Source organism: Halobacillus hunanensis, from assembly GCF_900166655.1.
Lineage (GTDB): Bacteria > Bacillota > Bacilli > Bacillales > Halobacillaceae > Halobacillus_A > Halobacillus_A hunanensis.
Window position 1 is genome coordinate 435,989 of record NZ_FVZB01000006.1, and the last position, 17,776, is coordinate 453,764.

Sequence of the window (17,776 nt, forward strand, 5' to 3'; positions counted from 1 at the left end):
ACTCATATATGATATCTCACTGGTAACCTTATGTATTCTTTAGCTTATAGTTCACTCTGACACCGTACGATGCCTAATCATCGCTATATTCTATCAGGTATTCTATAATATCGTTTGTGTTATCCGCATGGAAAACAGTACGATCAAAATCCAGCATATAATCTTGGGTAGAATAGAATAGTTCGTCTGGATGTATCATCTTGAAAAAATTACGGATCCTATGTTTTTTTTTGTATTCACTTTTTATTCTATCTATTTCCTCAATCTCACCTCTAATAATTAAAAAATATGGATACTGATTAGGCATTATTTTTTCTTTTAACACTCGGTCTTGCTCTTTGGTAATATATTCGCTTTTCATAACAGAGATATTAAGATCGTCCGGCTCGGCTCCCTCTCCGATTTCGTCTACTACATCTTCAATTTCTTCATCTGAAAGGTCATCATTTAGATCTAAAATCATAATTCTATGTTGAAATTTTGGATGAACGCTCATAGTCACTACCCCTGTCTTATATTTAATTTACTGCATTCTTTTTCCTCTTTGTTTTTCGCTTATGTTTATTTGAATTTTTCTTATCGAATTTTCTATCCTTTTTTGGCTTTCCTAAACCTGAATATATTTTCATAACTTCTTTTTTATGCTTTCTAAGGAAAAAATACTGATGGGTAAGTCTTGTCATAAGAATTGGATAAAGCATGGTTAAAATAACACATCCGACAAATAGTAAAGCTTTTATGTCGTCACTATTTATTGCTGATAAAATTAACTGAGCAAATAAATAACCAACCCCCGGAACAATGGCTAACCACCTTGGCCAGGCTCCAGGACCATCAGGGATTTTAACTTTGTCATATAAAGACAAGTAATGAGTCACTAATACACTAACAATAGTTATAAGATAAAAAGCTAATCCTAAATAAAAAAATAGAAGCGATTCAAATTGGACAATGGTATATAGAAACTTCTGGGTTACTAAAAAATATAAAAATGACGTTAAAACTCCCCATACTCCGTAAAATAAAACAAAAGATAATTCAAATTTATAGGGGGCCACCAAATAAAGAATTAACCATAAGTTCAAAATTATTACAGGTATAATAGCAAGATAAATAAAAAAGGGAATTTTTGGATCACCTAATAATGACCCAAACCCTAGCAAATCAGTAAATAGAAGTACGTGTATAAGTGCATGAAATCGTATGTCTCCAGGGGATGTCTTTATAGCTGTGTATTCTTCAAACTTTTTTTTATCCATATAAAAGTATTCTCACCTTTGTTAATTAAAATAATTCACCAAAAAAATTCTGTACTCCAACAATAATCCCAGTGGTTCCTTTTTGAATAACATCACCTACAGAGTCTGATGTTCCATCTCCATCCACATCAAACAAATTCACTTCACTCAAGAAGTAAGAAACAAACAAACCTGCGGCAAAGCCTGCAGCCATTCCAACAGGACCTGCCCACGCTCCAACGTAAGCCCCTACCTGCCCACCTATGTATGCTGATGATAATATTGAAGCAACACCGACTGTTGTACTACTAACCACATTACCAGCTATTTTACTCCCCGATTGATTATGATCTAAACCATAGGTAACATCAGAAATTGCGGAAAGCCCTATCCCTAGAAAACCAACTTTTCCAGCAGTCCCCTTAAAGCTATTCTTCAAACTAACTTTTCCGTCAACTAAACCACGGACTTCAGCTACTTTACCATGATTCGAATTATAATCTGTGTAGGATTTCTTTTTAACTCCAAATAATTCAGGTTTTGTAAATATCATTTTAGACCGTGGCTTACCTTGCGCGGTAAAGTATCCCTCTTCTCTAACACTAGCACCCATAGCCTTTAATTTCGCATGTTTAGCTGCTTGAGAAGCACCGTAAATATTTTGCATTAAAGTACTACCAGATTTGATCGGCCTCCCGGCAACTAGCCCTAAAGTTTCTAATCCATTACCAAACGTCTGTTCAGTACTACTTCTATATTCTTCTGGTACGCATGCTTGAGGATTAGCTACCGATAAATTGTTTGTTACTCTTTGCATAGTAGCAAGAGTTTCGAATTTAGCTGAATCTACTCCTGAAATATCTATGCTACGATGATTACCACCTATTGTCGAATTAAAGGGTGTTGATAATAGTACCCCTTGTTCAATCATATCCCTTATGGTACCCGTTCTCAGGTAATAGTCTGTCACTTCATTAATTTCTTTGCTATTTAAGAAAACACCGCTTTTGGACCACCCTTGAATCTTACTGATCAGCTGCTGAACACCTTGTAAACTACTTGAAGCTTCACGGAGTTTAGAAGTGCTTTGTGCATCTACAGTTCTCAGGTCTTCCATGGTCTGTTGATTGTGGTTTCTCGCACTATCAATCTGTGAATCAAATAGAGATGTAGATACTAATGAACCACCAATAAAGTCACTGACTTCCATAAACCGATTATTGATAGTACCGATTGATTCTTGAGTCATTTGAACAGCTTTGTTGAGGCCATTTTTTATTTCTGTCGTAATAAAATCCTCTCGTACCATTCCATCTTCTGTCTCGTAATTTCTAACATTCATTTGTATGTCTTTTAAACTTTGAATATATTGATCTAAGAATTGGTTGAGAAGCAGCAGGACTGGGATATGTAAAACTTTGAAATACTCTTTGATTGCGGTCCCGCCTTCTCCTTTTAATGCATCTTCTAAGTCTATCACCTTATGCATCGCCTCGCGAAGAGAAAGGAGTTGTTCTTGTTCTTTTTCCTTCTTCTTAATCGATTGTTCAATACCTGTTAGAGTTTCCGACACTTTTAAAACTTTCATCGTCCTGACCCCTTACTAATGTTGCTGCCTATGGATTCTTCTACTTGAATGAATGATTCAATACTCGACCATGAATCATTTTCTGCTTTTACCAGCGTGTCTTTATAATGTTGAATCGTTTGATAGTATGTATTTTCGATTTCTTCTATTTTTTGAATAAAATCTAATGTAGATTGGTTGAGTTCCAAGCTTGGTTTTGTTGTATCCACATTATTGATTTTTGATTTCAAATCGTTGAAGGCCGGTTCGGCTATGCTTTGATCAACCTTTATCTCTGCCATATTATCCCCTCCGCTATGTAGTTTTTAATTGATTAATACGGTCGTTTTTGGAGTTTATGCTACTTGAAATCCCATGGTTGGCAGACTCTAACCGTGCGATTTCCCCTTCAATCTCTTCTAGGATCGCCTCGACCTGTTGTGTAGTCATGTTTATGTAGGATTGTTCTATATTCTCACGTATATTTAAAAATTCACTCGCATGTTTCCCCGCCCAATGGGATGGTGATAAATCAGGTTCAGATAAAAACCTTTTTTGGGCTGAAAGTGTCCCCTGTTCATTTGCTATTTCTATTTTTGCCAAACGCAAACGTTGTATTTTTTCTTGATTATTATTCCATTGATTACGAAGCATGGAAATATCATTATACAAGTTAGTTATCATTATTTCATTATCCATTCAATCGTTCACCTCTTCTTCTTAACGCCTCATGACTTTAAAGAATTTTACTATGGTATTGATGGCCATGACTTCGATGCACACTATTTTCTACATATTGAGAATATACTTTTATCTCATCCTTCATATTCCGATCGTAAGCAAATTGACACCATTATCCTTTAAATGCTTTCTTAAGTATCAACTTTTTTCCATATTATTAACATTTAGTATATAAAAAATTGGTGAATAAAGAAATGCACTCGTGGGCTTTTCTAATAAAAACACTCATTTTGACTCACTTTGAAACTACCAGTTTGTCACATTTTGTCCGATAATCTATAATTGAAATATATTTCTGAATAATTACACATATGGAGGTGAAACAATGAATTATTCTTTATCTCCCCTGGGCGATCAGGCTATTGTTATCTCTTTAGGTGAGGAGATTAATGAAGATACCCAACATAAAGTGCGCATCCTCTCTCACTTATTAGATCAGGAAAACCCTGAATGGATGATTGAATACATACCTGCTTTCACCACTATTACCTTGTTTTATAGCGCTACTCAGTTTAGCCATGCTGATGAATTGCCTTACGAAATAGTCAGCAGGAAAGTTGATGCTCTGATGTCAACCGTAAGAACCGGTGAAACAGAAGAAGCTAGAACAATTGAAATCCCTGTTTGTTATGGCGGAGAGTACGGGCCTGACTTAGACTTCGTGGCTGAGCACAATAATCTCACCCGCGAAGAAGTAATTCAAATCCATAGTGGCGGAGAGTACACCGTTTACATGATTGGATTTGCCCCTGGATTTCCTTTTATAGGGGGAATGTCAGAAAAAATTGCCGCGCCAAGAAGGGAATCTCCCCGTTTAAAGATTCCTGAACGCACGGTGGGAATTGCCGGGATGCAAACGGGAGTATATCCCATTGAAACGCCCGGTGGCTGGCAATTAATCGGGCGAACACCTATGAAACTATTTACTCCTGAGCAAGACATTCCGAGTCTGCTGCGCGCGGGGGATAAGATTCATTTTAAAGAAATCAGTGAGGATGAGTATCACAGCTGGGAGGACGCTAGCCATGCTGAAGATTATTAAAGAAGGAATGCTGACAAGTGTGCAAGATCTAGGTCGGACAGGCTATCAGAAGTATGGCGTGATTGTAAGCGGAAGCATGGACTCTTATGCTCATCGAATCGCTAATCTTCTAGTCGGAAACGAGGAAAATGCAGCTGCTTTGGAAGCTACTCTTTTAGGTCCTGAGATCGAATTCAAACAAGATTCCATGATAGCAATTTGCGGAGGAGACCTCTCCCCAACCATTAATGGTCAGAAAGTAAATACTTGGCGGTCGATTTTTGTTAAGGAAGGGTCAGTGCTTAAGTTTGGAAAAAGCCGCACGGGGTGCAGAGCTTATATCGCTGTAACTGGTGGGTTAGATATCCAAGAAGTTATGGACAGCCAATCGACATACCTTCGAGCGAAGTTAGGCGGCTATCAGGGGCGGGCCCTTAAATCCGGAGATCAACTTCCCATGGTCCATCCAAATGACATGCAGAGAAAGTTAATGGATTCTATACGCCAGAGAATGGGCAGTAATTATGTCTATGAAACAGATTGGATGCCAGCTGCTGATATGATCCCTGAATACTCCTCTCAACCAGTCATCCAAATGTTGAGAGGACCACAATATGCGTTATTCAATGAGCAGAGCCAGCGGATCATTTATGAAGAACCTTACTCTGTATCGTCACAATCCGATCGAATGGGTTATCGCTTGGAAGGTTCCCCTCTCTCCCTAACGGAGTCAAAGGAGCTTATTTCTGAAGCAGTAGCCTTCGGGTCAATCCAGGTTCCATCCGATGGAAACCCGATTATACTTATGGCGGATCGCCAGACGACAGGCGGCTACCCGAAGATCGGACAAATTGCTTCGGTTGACTTGCCGCTCGTCAGTCAGTTGAAACCAGGTGACCAGATATCCTTCCGGGAAGTTACACTCGAAGAAGCACAGCGGGCTCTCATCGATCAAGAGAAGTCTATCCAAATTTTGAAGCGCTCCATTACGTTAAAAAGCAAGGAGGAATTATAAATGAGTTATGTAGTAGATATCAACTGTGATATGGGTGAAAGTTTTGGCGCCTATACGGTGGGCCGTGATGAGGAGATTCTAGATTATGTAACCTCAGCCAATATAGCCTGTGGGTTTCATGCGGGGGATCCTTCCACGATGAGAAAGACCGTGAAGCTTGCCCTTGATAAAAATGTCGGACTCGGAGCGCACCCTGGTCTTCAGGATTTAGCTGGCTTTGGCCGAAGGAACATGAATATTTCCGCAAAAGAGGCTTATGATCTGGTCGTTTACCAAATTGGCGCCCTCTCAGGTTTTATCAAAGCTGAAGGAGGTACGATGCAGCACGTGAAGCCACACGGCGCTTTATTTAATATGGCGGCCAAAGACGCAGTGCTCGCTAAAGCGATTGCCGAAGGTGTTTATGACGTCGACCCTGAATTGATACTATTCGGATTATCGGGAAGCGAACTCGTCAAAGCAGGAAGAAACGCAGGATTGAAAACAGCGAGTGAAGTATTCTCTGACCGAACCTATCAAGAAGATGGATCACTCACTTCAAGAACCGAGCCAAATGCTCTCATTACAGACGCTGACGAGGCTATCAAACAGGTGATCCGCATGGTCAAGGAACAGCAAGTATGTTGCGTGCAAGGATCGGATATTGCTATTGAAGCCGATACGATCTGTATTCATGGGGATGGAGTTACAGCGCTGGAATTTGCTCAAAACATTTCGGCCACGCTGAAAGAATCCGATATTCAAATTAAACCTATTAAATCCACACTATAACCTTATAGATAGGAGTCGTATTTTATGAAAAACACCAACCGCAGTATATTGATTGGTGCCGCCTTCCTGATGGCTACTTCCGCCATTGGCCCAGGCTTCCTAACCCAAACGACGGTCTTTACGGAAGCTCTTGCGGCAAGCTTTGGCTTTGTTATTCTTATTTCTATTATTATCGATATTGGCGCACAGATGAACATTTGGCGGATCATCGCTGTTAGTGAAAAACGTGCCCAGGATATCGCCAATGATGTGCTCCCAGGGCTTGGCTATTTCTTAGCAGCCCTAGTCGTAGCTGGCGGGCTTGCTTTTAACATTGGAAATATCGCAGGTGCTGGTTTAGGAACGAATGTGCTGTTTGGCATTTCCCCTAAACTGGGGGCCATCCTCAGCGGGGTGCTTGCGATTGGTATTTTTACAGTAAAAGAAGCCGGACGAGTCATGGACCGCTTCACCCAGATACTCGGTTTTGTCATGATCGGGCTTACGGTTTATGTGATGTTCACGGCTCAGCCGCCTGTTGGAGAAGCTGTCGTAAAAACATTCGTTCCCGATACTATAGACTTTCTAGCCATTGTCACGTTGGTAGGCGGAACAGTGGGCGGTTACATAACCTTCGCCGGGGGGCATCGACTGATTGATGCCGGCCTTAAGGGAAGAGAAGCTATTCCAGAGGTTACCCGAAGTTCCGTGTACGCGATTGGTGTTGCATCAATTATGAGGATTTTCCTCTTCCTGGCAGTACTCGGCGTCGTATCTCAGGGCTTAGTTTTAGATGAAAGCAATCCGCCTGCTTCTGTGTTTCAGCATGCTGCCGGAACAATAGGATATAAGATTTTCGGTGTCGTCATGTGGTCAGCTGCCGTTACCTCGGTTGTAGGAGCTGCTTATACTTCGGTCTCATTTTTACGCTCATTCAGTCCGGCATTAGAGAAAAACCACAGATGGCTGACGATCAGTTTCATTGCGATTTCCACGCTTGTGTTCGTATTTGTCGGGCAGCCTGTAAGCATATTAGTCTTAGTTGGTTCCGTCAACGGGTTAATCTTACCTATTGCTTTAGGAGTCATGCTGCTTGCGGCACATAAGAAAAAGATTGTCGGTGACTACAAACACCCTGTCTGGATGACAGTGTTTGGAATCATCATCGTCATCGCTATGACGTATATGGGCATCCGAACGCTATTGACCGGGATTCCACAATTATTTAGTTAACTTACAAAAAGGAAGTCTGCAGTGATGATCTTCATTGCAGACTTCCTTTTTGATTTATTGTTCTTCTAGTTGATCGGTAATAAGCATATGTCCCGGAGCATGGGCAATCATGATCGATGGCTTAACATTCAACCCAACATTCTGCGGGGTCACGCCACACGCCCAAAACACAGGGGTCCTTTCGTTTTCGTCAAAAGAAACACTTTCTCCATAATCGGGATGATTAATATCAGAGATGCCAATTTCCGCTGGGTTTCCGATATGAACAGGACCACCATGAGAAGTCTCAAACCTTTCCGTAACCCTTACAGCCTTATCAATCTCCTCTGATTTCAAAGCCCGCATGCTCACAACCATATTTCCCTCAAAGCGTCCAGCTCTTTCACATGGAATGTTTGTCTTGTACATTGGCACTACCCGTTGCTGCTCCTGATGAAGTAGTCCGATGCCTTCTTCTCGCAGCGCTTTTTCAAACGTAAAACTGCACCCAATAAGAAATGTTACAAAATCCTCTCTCCATTCCTCTTTAATATCCGCAACTTCTCTATCAAGTTGACCGTTACGGTAGATTCGATATTTAGGCAGATCCGTTCGAATGTCTGCATCAGCGATTCGCGGCTGTGTGACACCTTCTTCAAGGACATCGACAATCGGACAAGACCGTGGATTACGCTGACAAAACAGTAGAAATTCGAATGCATATTCTTTCGGCAAAATGATCATGTTTGCTTGTAAATAGTTATCACACATGCCGGAAGTAGTACCCGTGTACTTATTGATGCGGAATGTTTCGCGCTGCTGTTTTGGGTTCATTAGAAACTTCTCCTCTCACCATTATTAAAAAATGTTGAACTTGGACTTTACCTCATTATAATAAAACAATTACATAATTCACATCCTTTTGAAACTGTAAAAAATACAATTTATGAGTCAAATTCCATACTACTTCCTAAACGTTTTTAATATTCAGATAAATTATCTTGATTATATTGTTTACTCTGTTCCTTTTCCTTTGTATACTGAAATCGAAACGTTTCACTAAATGTATGAAAGGATGGTTAATACTTTGAAGAAACTATGTATATTGTTGTTCGGATTCGTTTTAATGGCACATGTAACTCTTCCTTCTTCGATTACTGCGGCGTCTTCTCCTCCTGGAAAGAAAATAGCTTTATCTAAACAACTAGAAGCCATATCGAAACAAACCTACCGTTACTTTGAAGACTTTACAGATGAAGATACTGGGCTGACTTATGATGCAGTAAGACTTAACAATGGTGAAGTTGCCGCTCAAAAACACACCTCTCCTACTAACATTGGAATGTATTTGATGAGTACGATTTCAGCGGAAGAAATGGGTCTTATTACCAAAGAAGAAGCTATTAATAAAATAACTACCACCGTTCATACCTTGGAGGAAATGAAAACTTGGAATGGACTGTACTATAACTGGTACTACACAGATGATGGATCATTGATGACAGATTGGGGACAGTTTATTTCAACTGTAGACAATGGATGGCTTTCTGCGGGGCTTATCGTTACTGGACAAGCATACCCTGAGCTATATCCCCGGGTAAATAAGATCGTAAAGGCAATGGATTATTCCACTCTGTATGACCCAGAAGTAGGTCAAATGCGGGGCGGATTCGATGTTGAAACCGGGAGTCACACAGCTCACCATTACGGCGCTTTCTATACGGAACCTAGATTGGCAAGCTATATCGCTATCGGCAAAGGTGATGTCCCCAAAGAACATTGGTGGAAAATGTACCGAACCATGCCTGAGAGCTGGGACTGGCAGTCACAAACACCAGAAGGCTATACCGAAATCTATGATGGTGTAGAAGTTTTCGAAGGACATTACACCTATAAAGGTACAGAATTTGTGCCGAGTTGGGGAGGAAGCATGTTCGAAGCCTTGATGCCATCACTAGTTCTTAAAGAAAAGGAATTAGGAAAAGATGCCCTTGGTCTAAACAATCAGCGTCATACTGACATTCAAATCGAATATGCTGAAGATCAAGGCTATGCGGCCTGGGGCATGTCACCATCTGCCACTCCAGAAGGGTACTCTGAATTTGGTGCAACTCCATTGGGAATGGAAGGATACAAGTCCGATGGAACCGTCACCCCTCACGCTACGTTCTTAGCATTAGAGTACGCACCGATGGAAGCGTTTGAAAACATTCAAACATTGAGAAGTTTTGACGCCTACGGAAAATATGGATTTCTTGATTCAGTTAATGTAGAAACAGGTGAAGTCACCAATGCTTACTTGGCCTTAGATCAGGGCATGACAATGGTATCAATCGTAAACTATTTACAAGACGGTGTAATAAGAGACTATTTTCACCAGGGCAAAATCGGCAAAAGCCCTGAAGACCTCTTGATTAAGGAAGAGTTTTCAATAGAGTAACCATAGGCAATTGAATATTCCACTTAACACCTCATGCAAAAGGCGCCCATTCAAGATAGGGCGCCTTCTAACAACACAAGCTATTTAATCCTTTTCCAAATTCCCATGTTTTTCAACCGAACTCCGCTCAACCAAATCAGTTGGCAGGGTAAATGATTTTTCAACTTCCTCCCCTGCCAGCATTTGAAAAATCATGTGAACAGACAAGGCCCCCGCTTCATATTTAGGCTGCCTTACCGTAGATAACGGCGGTGTCACGTACTCTGACAGCTGAATATCATCAAATCCAATAATGGAAATGTCATCAGGAACTTTTATGTTCTTTTCCGAAAAGGCTTGTAATCCGCCTATGGCCATTTCATCATTCGCGAAAAATATAGCGTCAGGCAATTTTTGCTGAGCAATTAACATTTTCGTTGAACGATAACCTCCTTCACGTGTGAAATCGCCATTAATTTTCAAACGTGATTGAAAGGGGATCTTATGGTCCTCGAGAGCCTGCTGATACCCTTGAAATCTTTCCTCATTATCATGGGAATTTAACGGTCCGCTGACATATGCGATGGAACGGTGAGCTTTTTTGATTAAATATTCTGTTGCTTCATATCCGCCCTGGCGATTGTTCACTTCTACGTGAATAACGAACGGATTGTCGACTTTCCTGTCCAGCACTACAATAGGAAAGTCTTTCCGCGCGGAAGATCTGATCACTTCGGTGCTTATGTTCTGAGCAAGCACGATCGCCCCATCTACTCTTTTTTCCTTTAAAAATTTAGAGGCTGTTGATTTTTCCCCGCCCACTGAGCTGCAGGCAATGAGGTCGAACCCATTTGAGGCTGTTACTTCTTGCACCCCTTTTATTAACTCGGAAAAGTAAGGGCCTGATAGATCACTTAATAGTAAGGCAATCGTATTCGTTTTCGTTCGTTTTAAATCCGAAGCAAACCCGTTCTTTTGATAATTTAACTCCTCTGCCGCTCGCAGTACTTTGTCAATCGTCGCGGCACTTACTTTTTCAATTCCGTTAAGAGCGTAGGAGGCAGTGGATACAGCTACTCCTGCTCTTTTCGCAACATCCTTAATCGTCGCCATCGTACTCCCCCATATTAACCAATTCATTACATCTATTGTAACTTATAGACAAATAGATTATAGAGTTATTTGATTCCTGACATCGTAAAGCCTTCCACAATATACTTTTGAAAAAAAGAAAAAATAATGATAATCGGCACAACCATGAACGCTGCTCCGGCCATTTGCAGAGCGAAATTGTTGGCATACTGGCCCTGTAATAAAGAAAGGCCCACAGATAACGTGTAAAGACTCTCATCGTTTGCAATGATCAACGGCCATAGGAAGCTGTTCCAGCCAGCTATGAAGGTTAATATCCCTTGCACTGCAAAAATAGGTTTGGCTATTGGTATAACCAATCTGAAAAAAATATAAAACTCTCCCGCGCCATCTAATCTAGCCGCCTCTAGCAAATCATTAGGGATAGTGGTCATAAACTGCCGGAATAAAAAGATGCTGAAGGCGACCGCCAAACCTGGCAGTACAATTCCTGTCATCGTATTCGTCAGCCCCATCTCATTTAACAGCAAGTAGACGGGAATCATCGTCACTTGACCTGGAATCATCATTGTTGCTAACACTAAATAAAAGATCTTCTCGCGCCCTTTGAATTGATATTTAGCAAAACCATAACCCGCCATAGCATTAAACAATAACCCGATAAACGAGCAAAGGACAACAATGATCGTATTCTTTAAATAAACTGCAAAATTCATCGTTGTAAATAGTTTTATATAGTTTTCGAGGGTCGGATTCTCAGGAAATAACGTAGGTGGAATGGCTAGTACCTCACTTTCTGGTTTGAAGGAACTTGAGATCATCCAAATGAAAGGAATGGATACCACGACCCCGCCTATCACCATAAGAGTGATGATGAGAGACCTTTCAACTTTACCCTTTTTAGTAGCTGTAGCCATAAGCGTTAACTCCTCTCTTCTAATACTCTGTTTCTGATTTTCTAAACTTGAATTGAATTAATGTGACGATAATGATTAAGATGAACAGCACAAATGATCCTGCCGCCGCATAGCCGAACTCGCTAAATTGGAAACCTTCCTTATATATAAACAGCGCAATCGAAAGTGTGCCGTTCAACGGACCGCCATCGGTCATAACAAATGGCTCTTCGAAAAATTGCATCCAGCCAATTAATGTAGTGATCGTGACAAAGAATGTAGCATATCTCAGCAGAGGCAGCGTCACATGAAACAGTACTTGCAGTCTATTGGCCCCATCCATTCTCGCAGCTTCATAATAGGATTTGGGAATCCCTTGCAGAGCAGCTAAGAAAATGATCATATTAATGCCAATCCCTTTCCATACAGCCAAAATAATCAAGGATAGTTTGGCGATGGTCGGCTCTTGAAGCCATGGAATATTCTCCACACTCAGTAATGATAATAAGTAATTAAATAAACCATATTCGGTGTTATAAAGATATCCCCAGATCACAGCAACAGCGATGATATTGGTGATCGAAGGCATATAGAAAACGGCTCGAAAGGTACTAAACAGCCAGTTACTTCCATAATTCAGCATTAAGGCAATTGATAAAGAAGATATAATCACCAATGGTACCCCGATAACTACATAAAACACCGTATTATAAACCGATTTTAGAAACGTCTCATCTGAGAGAAGTTCTTTATAATTCTCCAACCCAATAAATGTGATCGTTGACCAATCAGCAAGCCCCTTCAAATTCAAATCAGTAAAACTGATCACAAAGGCGATAAAGATTGGAATAAGGCTGAATACTGTCAACAATATAACTGCCGGAGCTATGAACATATAGGGGTGTTTGCTCTTAAACTGATTCTTGTTCATGGAAACCCACCTTACTAAAATCCTTCAGTTTTTGATAAAAAATGATGATGGAATGAAAGCAGACTTCCTTTTCACCCCATCATCCATAAAGAACGTGCGCTATTCTTTGAGTAAGTTTTGTGCGGTCTGGTTGAATTTCTTCAGTTCCTCCTCTAAATCCGCACCGCCAACTACGATTCGTTCGATTGTGCTTAACAGCTCTTGAGCGATACGTTCAAATTGTGGTGTTGGCAACCCTGGTTTCGTATGTTCTAGTTGTTTTCCGAAAGTTGCATACATTGGATCTTCCTTCATGATAGGTTTGTCCCAAGCTTCTGTTCTAGAAGGTAACGTATTCGATGCTTTCAACCATTCAATTTGAGTATCTACTTCTGTCATATAGGAGATGAATTTCAGCGCTCCGTCTACATTATCGGAATTATGAAAGACTGATAGATTTGCTCCACCCATACTCGACGTGTTCGTCTCTTTCTTTGGCATAACGGCTGTTGCCCATTTTCCTTCAAGATCTGGCGCTTGATCATTAATGATATTAATCATCCATGGACCACTGAAAAACATTGGCTTTGTCCCTTTTTTAAACGCCTGGACAATGTCTAGTCCTTGTTGAGCTTGAGCAATTCCTTCTTCAAAGTAACTGGTATAATATTTAATCGCTTCTTTAAATTCTGGCGAGTCGAAGTTCAAATCATTTTCTTCTAAGTTTGCTTCATACCCATTTTGCCAGGCAAAAATGAATGGCGTTATCTGATCGTTGCGGTCAATATCCAGTCCATAATACTCTTCTCCGCGATCTGCCAGCTTACTTGCTGCCGCTTTTAATTCTTCCCACGTCTTAGGAGGTTCTTCATAGCCTGCTTCTTTCAGCAGATCCGTGCGATAGTATAGAACACGAGTATCTACGTACCATGGGATCCCAACAATTTGATCATCGTATTTCATCGTGGAAACAGATCCATTAAAGTAGTTTTCTTTTGCAAATGAAGGGTAATCCTCCACATATTCCGACAAGTCCATTAATGCACCTGCTTCCGCAAATTCAGCCACCCAGGTTGTACCTAACTGCACAACATCGGGTCCGTTACCTGAAGCGACTGCAGTAAGCAGCTTATCGTGGGCTCTGTCCCACGGAATAGCTTGAACATCAACTTTCAGATCTGGATTTTCTTTTTCAAACTTCTTACTAAACTCTTTAAGCTTCTTGCCTTCCTCCCCCATAGCCCAAACTGAGATTGTGTTTTCACCGCCACCAGAAGAATTACTCTCTTCAGAACAAGCAGCTAATGCAAAGGATAAAACAATAATAGCTACTAAACCGAACAGCTTCTTTTTCACGACAACATCCACCCCTTTGTTAAATTGTTGAAACGTTTCGATAAATTTATTCTACTCAATATTGAATCCGCTTTCAATAACTTTTTTGAAATTTTTGTTTTTTAGTATAAAATTCACTTAATATAGCAACTGATCCATTGACTTTACCGAAACACCGGCTTATACTTCTTACTATAAAATATTTCGAAACGTTTCAATATAACTCGATCAGGAGGGAATCTATGATGAACGATAGCCAGCTTACATCATTATTGAAAGAAATGACATTACACGAAAAAGTAGGACAGCTCGTCCAACTAGCCACTCCTTTCTTCAAAGGAGCATCTGACCAAGGACAAATTACTGGCCCTATGCAAGAAATGGGACTCAGTCACGAAGACATTGAAAATACGGGTTCCGTGTTAGGAGCTTCCGGCGCCAAAGAAACCATAGCTATTCAAAGAAAGCATTTGGAAGACAACCGATTAGGGATTCCTTTGCTATTTATGTCTGATATTGTGCACGGCTTTAGAACGATCTTTCCTGTACCACTCGCGATCGGGTGTTCATGGGATTTAGATTTAGCAGAAAAAAGTGCAGCTTTGGCAGCAAAAGAAGCGGCGGTTTCTGGTGTTCATGTTACCTTTGCTCCGATGGTCGATTTATCAAGAGAACCACGATGGGGCCGTGTGATGGAAAGCACGGGTGAAGATACATACTTGAACAGTGAATTTGCCCGATCTTTCGTCAGAGGTTTCCAAGGTGATTTACAACAGGATGCTTACAAAGTTGCTTCCTGTGTAAAGCACTTTGCTGCTTATGGCGCTCCCGAGGGAGGGCGTGATTACAATACGGTCGATATGTCTGAATGGATGCTGCGCGAATCCTATTTACCCGCTTACAAAGCCGCCCTCGATGAAGGTTGTGAGATGGTTATGACGGCCTTCAACATCTTAAATGGAGTCCCTTCCACAGGGAATAAATGGTTAATGAGGGAGCTGTTAAGGGATGAGTGGAATTTTGACGGGGCATTAATCTCTGACTGGGGTGCCGTTAAGGAATTAATCCCCCACGGAGTAGCGCAGGATGAAAAGGAAGCAGCCCTTCAGACCCTCCGTGCTGGAGTCGATATTGAAATGATGATGTCCTGCTACTTTAAACATGCCAGCCAGCTTGTTGAGGAAGGACTATTAGAGGAAAGTACGATTGATGAAGCTGTTCTGAGAATCCTCCGCTTAAAAAACAAGCTAGGCCTCTTTGAAAATCCATATCGTGAAGCAGACGAAGCAGATGAAAAAAACTTTATCCTTACTCCTGAGCATCGACAAGCGGCACGTGAACTTGCAGGCAAGTCTGTTGTATTGCTTAAGAATGAACAAGCACTGCCATTAAGTAATAAGAAGAAGGTCGCACTGATTGGTCCCTTTGCCCACAATACAGATATCCTCGGGCCGTGGTCCTGGGGAGGCTCCGCAGAAGATACGATCACACTAGATGCCGGTATGAAGCAGTATTTGAACGCAGACTATTTACTAGTTTCTGAAGGTTCCGGTATTGAGACCGGCACTGAGCAGCAGCTGCAGGAAGCAATGCAAATAGCTTCAAAAGGTGAAGTCATCGTAGCAGCGCTTGGAGAGCACTCTGATATGAGCGGGGAAGCTGGTTCGCGTGCAGATATCCGAATTCCTGAAATTCAATTAGAATTGCTGAAACAACTAAAGTCACTCGGAAAACCAGTTATAGCCGTGTTATTCAACGGGCGCCCATTAGATGTAAGAGAGATAATTGAGCATGCAGATGCTGTGTTGGAAGCCTGGTATCCCGGCACAGAAGGCGGGAATGCTGTTGCTGATATTTTATTTGGTGACGTGAACCCATCAGGGAAGCTCTCCATGTCTTTCCCCTACTCCGTAGGACAAGTGCCAGTCTATTACAACCAATTTAATACCGGGCGCCCTAAAGATGCCCCAGACGCTCAAATCCGTTTCGTTTCTCAATATTTAGATATCCCAAATGAAGCATTGTTTCCATTTGGTTACGGTTTAAGTTACAGTACCTATCACTATAGTGAAATGTCTCTTTCAACTGAACAAATCACACCAACCGAGAAGTTAACGGTTCATGTGGATATCAAGAATACCGGCTCAATGGCTGGAGAAGAAATCGTTCAGCTTTATATTCGTGATTTAGTAGGAGAAGTGGTCAGACCGCTTAAAGAATTAAAGGATTTTACAAAAGTCACCCTCCAGCCTGGTGAAACAACAACCGTAGAGTTTACGATAGATGAAAGTCAGTTACGTTACTATCACACGGATCTTGATTATAAGAGTGACAGTGGTGAGTTTGAGGTATTTGTCGGTCCCAACAGCAGAGATGTCCAATCAAGAAAATTTAAGTTAGGGAACGTTTAGATTAGCAAACTTCTCAGGCACCCGCTATGGCATGAACTTTTGCTCCAATTTGTTAGTTGAGTCTCACTATCGGGGGTGCAGTTCAATTTTTCCTCCCCTCTTGCCCATCTTATTAATAGTACTACAATCATGACACGAGACTCTTTATGATTATGGTACAATGACCTTTAATGAAATGAACTATGCAAAAGAGGTGTAAGCTGCAATGTATAACGAACCAATTTTTCTACAACCAGAATTTAAAGAACGAATCTGGGGTGGCACGAAATTGAACGAGATCTTCAATTATGATATCCCCTTTGAAAATACAGGAGAGTGCTGGGGGATTTCCGGCCATGCCAACGGAGCCAATCGAATAAAAAATGGCCCGCTGCAAGGTAGCACGTTAGCCGAAGCCTGGAGCCAGCATCGCGAGCTTTTCGGCAATGAAGAGGGAGCGGAATTTCCATTGCTCGTGAAAATTCTCGATTCGAAAAGAGACTTATCTGTTCAAGTGCATCCGGATGACACCTATGCTCGTGAAATCGAAAAGGAGAACTACGGTAAAACAGAGTGCTGGTATGTGATAGATTGTGAAGAAGGTGCCGAAATTATTTTCGGTCATCATGCGAAAAGCCAAGAACAATTGGCATCCATGGTGGAACAAGGTGAATGGGATGAGTTGCTTCACCGTATCCCCGTCAAACCGGGGGACTTCTATTATGTACCAAGCGGAACCATTCATGCGATTGGGGAAGGCATTCAAATATTAGAAACGCAGCAAAGTTCGGATATTACGTATCGTGTATATGACTACGATCGTACAGATAATAATGGTAAAAAACGTGTACTGCATTTAGACCGCTCGCTTGACGTCACGAATGTGCCACACGAGAATCCAACCCTCGAACGCTCACAATGGACTGAGGACGGGATAAAGAAGGAGAAACTAGTCGAGGAAGCTTATTTCACAGTTCATCACTGGAGTTTAGAAGAAAAGAGCCACGGTATTACGCCTGAGACCTATCAACTGTTCAGCGTAATAGACGGTGAAGGAACGCTAACGACCGAAATAGGGATTTTTTCTTTTGCAAAAGGAGATCATTTCATCATCCCTGCAACCGTTGAATCTTATACGCTTGAAGGCACAGCCTCCTTCATTACATCTGTTTCAAATAAATAAACTAGAA

Annotated in this window: 17 protein-coding genes; 7 read left to right on the forward strand and 10 right to left on the reverse strand. The window is 41.3% G+C overall.

Translation table 11 applies throughout. The annotated features are described in order from the left end of the window. Positions 1-73 precede the first annotated feature (73 nt). The 5 genes from B5354_RS07820 to B5354_RS07840 are packed head-to-tail and all read right to left on the reverse strand — an operon-like array spanning position 74 to position 3,504. Positions 74-496 carry a hypothetical protein gene (locus B5354_RS07820; protein WP_079527546.1) on the reverse strand — a complete coding sequence of 141 codons (423 nt, stop codon included), beginning with the start codon at positions 494-496 and terminating at the stop codon, positions 74-76. Positions 497-518: 22 nt separating this feature from the next. Continuing rightward, complete coding sequence (locus tag B5354_RS07825; RefSeq protein WP_079527548.1) at positions 519-1,259, reverse strand: hypothetical protein; 741 nt, start codon at positions 1,257-1,259, stop codon at positions 519-521. A 25-nt stretch (positions 1,260-1,284) separates the two neighbouring features. Further along, positions 1,285-2,826: an LXG domain-containing protein gene (locus B5354_RS07830; RefSeq protein ID WP_079527550.1), complete on the reverse strand. Its 1,542-nt coding sequence runs from the start codon at positions 2,824-2,826 to the stop codon at positions 1,285-1,287. Then, complete coding sequence (locus tag B5354_RS07835; protein WP_079527552.1) at positions 2,823-3,107, reverse strand: DUF5344 family protein; 285 nt, start codon at positions 3,105-3,107, stop codon at positions 2,823-2,825. Before B5354_RS07835 ends, B5354_RS07830 begins: the two co-directional genes overlap by 4 nt. A gap of 13 nt (positions 3,108-3,120) precedes the next feature. After that, on the reverse strand, positions 3,121-3,504 hold the full coding sequence (locus B5354_RS07840; RefSeq protein WP_079527554.1) for a YwqH-like family protein: 384 nt from the start codon (positions 3,502-3,504) through the stop codon (positions 3,121-3,123). Between the two features lie 367 nt (positions 3,505-3,871). On the opposite strand from B5354_RS07840, the gene pxpB reads away from it, so the two are divergent. Genes pxpB through B5354_RS07860 form a run of 4 tightly spaced genes read left to right on the forward strand, consistent with a single transcriptional unit; the run spans position 3,872 to position 7,565 of the window. Then, on the forward strand, positions 3,872-4,588 hold the full coding sequence (pxpB, locus tag B5354_RS07845) for a 5-oxoprolinase subunit PxpB (RefSeq protein ID WP_079527555.1): 717 nt from the start codon (positions 3,872-3,874) through the stop codon (positions 4,586-4,588). Beyond that, positions 4,572-5,582, forward strand: a complete 1,011-nt coding sequence (locus B5354_RS07850; RefSeq protein WP_079527557.1) for a 5-oxoprolinase subunit C family protein — start codon at positions 4,572-4,574, stop codon at positions 5,580-5,582. Before pxpB ends, B5354_RS07850 begins: the two co-directional genes overlap by 17 nt. Further along, positions 5,583-6,353, forward strand: a complete 771-nt coding sequence (locus tag B5354_RS07855) for a LamB/YcsF family protein (protein ID WP_079527559.1) — start codon at positions 5,583-5,585, stop codon at positions 6,351-6,353. 24 nt (positions 6,354-6,377) lie between these two features. Next, complete coding sequence (locus B5354_RS07860; RefSeq protein WP_079527561.1) at positions 6,378-7,565, forward strand: NRAMP family divalent metal transporter; 1,188 nt, start codon at positions 6,378-6,380, stop codon at positions 7,563-7,565. Positions 7,566-7,619: 54 nt separating this feature from the next. Here B5354_RS07860 and B5354_RS07865 read toward each other — a convergent pair whose 3' ends face one another. Then, positions 7,620-8,378 carry a putative hydro-lyase gene (locus tag B5354_RS07865; RefSeq protein ID WP_079527563.1) on the reverse strand — a complete coding sequence of 253 codons (759 nt, stop codon included), beginning with the start codon at positions 8,376-8,378 and terminating at the stop codon, positions 7,620-7,622. A 253-nt stretch (positions 8,379-8,631) separates the two neighbouring features. Here B5354_RS07865 and B5354_RS07870 point away from each other — a divergent pair, with 253 nt between their 5' ends. Then, the gene (locus B5354_RS07870) at positions 8,632-9,984 is read left to right on the forward strand and encodes a glucoamylase family protein (RefSeq protein WP_245804740.1); all 1,353 of its coding nucleotides are present in this window, start codon (positions 8,632-8,634) and stop codon (positions 9,982-9,984) included. Between the two features lie 84 nt (positions 9,985-10,068). On the opposite strand, the gene B5354_RS07875 is transcribed toward B5354_RS07870, so the two are convergent. From B5354_RS07875 to B5354_RS07890, 4 genes are all read right to left on the reverse strand, one after another. Continuing rightward, a complete protein-coding gene (locus tag B5354_RS07875; protein WP_079527567.1) occupies positions 10,069-11,076 on the reverse strand; it encodes a LacI family DNA-binding transcriptional regulator in 1,008 nt (335 codons plus the stop codon). A gap of 65 nt (positions 11,077-11,141) precedes the next feature. Further along, entirely contained in the window at positions 11,142-11,918 is a 777-nt protein-coding gene (locus B5354_RS07880) for a carbohydrate ABC transporter permease (RefSeq protein WP_425432123.1), read from the reverse strand. 73 nt (positions 11,919-11,991) lie between these two features. Next, positions 11,992-12,882, reverse strand: coding sequence for a carbohydrate ABC transporter permease (locus tag B5354_RS07885; protein WP_079527571.1), 891 nt, complete (start codon positions 12,880-12,882; stop codon positions 11,992-11,994). Positions 12,883-12,981: 99 nt separating this feature from the next. Next, complete coding sequence (locus B5354_RS07890; RefSeq protein ID WP_079527573.1) at positions 12,982-14,217, reverse strand: sugar ABC transporter substrate-binding protein; 1,236 nt, start codon at positions 14,215-14,217, stop codon at positions 12,982-12,984. 224 nt (positions 14,218-14,441) lie between these two features. Between B5354_RS07890 and B5354_RS07895 the strand changes: the two genes are divergently transcribed. Further along, positions 14,442-16,607, forward strand: a complete 2,166-nt coding sequence (locus tag B5354_RS07895) for a glycoside hydrolase family 3 N-terminal domain-containing protein (RefSeq protein ID WP_079529119.1) — start codon at positions 14,442-14,444, stop codon at positions 16,605-16,607. Positions 16,608-16,812: 205 nt separating this feature from the next. Further along, positions 16,813-17,769 carry a mannose-6-phosphate isomerase, class I gene (gene manA / locus B5354_RS07900; protein WP_079527575.1) on the forward strand — a complete coding sequence of 319 codons (957 nt, stop codon included), beginning with the start codon at positions 16,813-16,815 and terminating at the stop codon, positions 17,767-17,769. The last annotated feature ends 7 nt before the right edge of the window (positions 17,770-17,776 follow it).